The following is a 3095-nucleotide window of genomic DNA, read 5'->3' on the forward strand; positions in this document are numbered from 1 at the left end:
AAAAACCATTTTGGTGTTATATGGTCAAGCCTCACGAGCAATTAGTATTGGTTAGCTCAATGCCTCACAGCACTTACACACCCAACCTATCAACGTCCTAGTCTCGAACGGCTCTTTAGGGAACTTAAAGTTCCAGTGAGATCTTATCTTGAAGGAGGCTTCCCGCTTAGATGCTTTCAGCGGTTATCCCGTCCGAACATAGCTACCCGGCAATGCCACTGGCGTGACAACCGGAACACCAGAGGTTCGTTCACTCCGGTCCTCTCGTACTAGGAGCAACTCTTCTCAAATCTCAAACGTCCACGGCAGATAGGGACCGAACTGTCTCACGACGTTCTAAACCCAGCTCGCGTACCACTTTAAATGGCGAACAGCCATACCCTTGGGACCGGCTTCAGCCCCAGGATGTGATGAGCCGACATCGAGGTGCCAAACACCGCCGTCGATGTGAACTCTTGGGCGGTATCAGCCTGTTATCCCCGGAGTACCTTTTATCCGTTGAGCGATGGCCCTTCCATACAGAACCACCGGATCACTAAGACCTACTTTCGTACCTGCTCGACGTGTCTGTCTCGCAGTTAAGCGCGCTTTTGCCTTTACACTCTATGCATGATTTCCGACCATGCTGAGCGCACCTTCGTGCTCCTCCGTTACTCTTTGGGAGGAGACCGCCCCAGTCAAACTACCCACCACACAGTGTCCTCGATCCGGATAACGGATCTGAGTTAGAACCTCAAACATACCAGGGTGGTATTTCAAGATTGGCTCCACGTAAACTGGCGTCTACGTTTCAAAGCCTCCCACCTATCCTACACAAGTAGGTTCAAAGTTCACTGTGAAGCTATAGTAAAGGTTCACGGGGTCTTTCCGTCTAGCCGCGGATACACAGCATCTTCACTGCGATTTCAATTTCACTGAGTCTCGGGTGGAGACAGTGTGGCCATCGTTACGCCATTCGTGCAGGTCGGAACTTACCCGACAAGGAATTTCGCTACCTTAGGACCGTTATAGTTACGGCCGCCGTTTACTTGGGCTTCGATCAAGAGCTTCGCTTACGCTAACCCCATCAATTAACCTTCAAGCACCGGGCAGGCGTCACACCCTATACGTCCACTTTCGTGTTTGCAGAGTGCTGTGTTTTTAATAAACAGTCGCAGCCACCTGGTATCTTCGACCGACTGATGCTTACGGAGCAAGTCCTTCACATCGGCCGGCGCACCTTCTCCCGAAGTTACGGTGCCATTTTGCCTAGTTCCTTCACCCGAGTTCTCTCAAGCGCCTTGGTATTCTCTACCTGACCACCTGTGTCGGTTTGGGGTACGGTTCGATCATATCTGAAGCTTAGAAGTTTTTCCTGGAAGCATGGCATCAACCACTTCACCCAAAAGAGGGCTCGTCGTCAGTTCTCGGTCTTAAAGGGACCCGGATTTGCCTAAGTCCCAAACCTACCGCCTTAAACACAGACAACCATCGCTGTGCTGGCCTAGCCTTCTCCGTCTCTCCATCGCAATATGTACGAGTACAGGAATATTAACCTGTTTCCCATCGACTACGCATTTCTGCCTCGCCTTAGGGGCCGACTCACCCTGCCCTGATTAACATGGGACAGGAAACCTTGGTCTTCCGGCGGGGGAGTTTTTCACTCCCCTTATCGTTACTCATGTCAACATTCGCACTTCTGATACCTCCAGCCTGCTTTACAGCTTGACCTTCAACGGCTTACAGAACGCTCCTCTACCATACTAGTAAACTAGTATCCGTAGCTTCGGTGTACAGTTTTAGCCCCGTTATATCTTCCGCGCAGGCCGACTCGACTAGTGAGCTATTACGCTTTCTTTAAAGGATGGCTGCTTCTAAGCCAACCTCCTAGCTGTCTAAGCCTTCCCACATCGTTTCCCACTTAACTGTAACTTTGGGACCTTAGCTGACGGTCTGGGTTGTTTCCCTTTCCACGACGGACGTTAGCACCCGCCGTGTGTCTCCCGCGCTCATACTCATTGGTATTCGGAGTTTGCATGGGGTTGGTAAGTCGGGATGACCCCCTAGCCCAAACAGTGCTCTACCCCCAATGGCAATACGCGAGGCGCTACCTAAATAGCTTTCGAGGAGAACCAGCTATCTCCGAGCTTGATTAGCCTTTCACTCCAATCCACAAGTCATCCCCGGACTTTTCAACGTACGTGGGTTCGGTCCTCCAGTTAGTGTTACCCAACCTTCAACCTGCTCATGGATAGATCGCCCGGTTTCGGGTCTAATGCTAGCAACTGAACGCCCTATTAAGACTCGGTTTCCCTACGCCTCCCCTAAACGGTTAAGCTTGCTACTAACATTAAGTCGTTGACCCATTATACAAAAGGTACGCAGTCACGGAACTAAGTCCGCTCCCACTGCTTGTACGTACACGGTTTCAGGTTCTATTTCACTCCCCTCACTGGGGTTCTTTTCGCCTTTCCCTCACGGTACTGGTTCACTATCGGTCAGTCAGGAGTATTTAGCCTTGGAGGATGGTCCCCCCATATTCAAACAGGATATCACGTGTCCCGTCTTACTCGATTTCATTAAAAAGGCGTTTTCGTATACGGGGCTATCACCCACTATGGCGGCACTTTCCAGAGCCTTCTACTAACACCAATTCAACTTAAGGGCTAATCCCCGTTCGCTCGCCGCTACTAAGGGAATCTCGGTTGATTTCTTTTCCTCCGGGTACTTAGATGTTTCAGTTCCCCGGGTTCGCCTCGTATGGCTATGTATTCACCATACGATACCCGCAAGCGGGTGGGTTTCCCCATTCGGACATGTTCGGATCAAAGTTTGTTTATCAACTCCCCGAACCTTTTCGCAGATTACCACGTCCTTCATCGCCTCTGACTGCCAAGGCATCCACCGTGCACGCTTGGTCACTTGACCATATAACCCAAAATAGTCTTACCTATTCTGAACTACATACCAACGAGCTTTTGTGTCTCAGTTGGATTTACGATCATAGAAAGTCCTCTAGGTTAAAGAGGCTTTCCACCGGTTTGACGCTTGATTATCGTCTATTTCAAAAAGTTAAATTGTTAAAGAGCAAGTTTAGTGCAAAGCACTAAGTCAGA

At 50.0% G+C, this 3095-nt stretch carries 1 rRNA gene; it reads right to left on the reverse strand.

The window, feature by feature from the left end:
* Positions 1–20: 20 nt before the first annotated feature.
* Positions 21–2907: ribosomal RNA gene (locus tag AYW75_RS18370) — 23S ribosomal RNA — on the reverse strand.
* Between the last annotated feature and the right edge of the window lie 188 nt (positions 2908–3095).

Source organism: Marinomonas atlantica (assembly GCF_001639725.1).
GTDB classification, from domain to species: domain Bacteria; phylum Pseudomonadota; class Gammaproteobacteria; order Pseudomonadales; family Marinomonadaceae; genus Marinomonas; species Marinomonas atlantica.